Origin of the sequence: Pseudomonas sp. JV245A, from assembly GCF_032424515.1 — a bacterium.
Taxonomy (GTDB): Bacteria; Pseudomonadota; Gammaproteobacteria; order Pseudomonadales; family Pseudomonadaceae; genus Aquipseudomonas; species Aquipseudomonas protegens.
Map to the genome: position 1 here is coordinate 1 of NZ_VYKE01000611.1, position 315 is coordinate 315.

A 315-nucleotide genomic window follows, 5' to 3' on the forward strand; every position below is an offset into this window, starting at 1 on the left:
CAGGCGCAGGAAGCGGCTGGCGAATTCGATCTCGGTGCGCCCGGCGTTCCAGCTCAGGTTGCTGCCCCACAGCAGCGCATCGTCGCTGAGGCTCAGGCGCGAGTGGCGAAAGTCGGCACGGTCGATGGGAATCCGTCGCCCGCCGAGCCAGCACAGCAGGCTGATGATCAGCACCAGCAGGGTTTCCTCGGCGTAGTGGCTGCGCAGCGGGTCGGCGCAGCGGCTGTCGAGGCTGATCACCGCACGCTTGCCCCGCAGGCTGAGGCTGGCGCGGACGTCCCGCAGGAACAGGCCGAAGTTGTTCAGGCACTGGCG

1 protein-coding gene is annotated in these 315 nt (G+C 68.6%); it reads right to left on the bottom strand.

Going from position 1 to position 315, the window contains the following annotated elements; translation table 11 throughout:
* Positions 1 to 315, bottom strand: a 315-nt coding sequence (locus tag F6S12_RS33275) for an AraC family transcriptional regulator ligand-binding domain-containing protein (RefSeq protein WP_315870057.1), incomplete at both ends; no start/stop codon positions are given.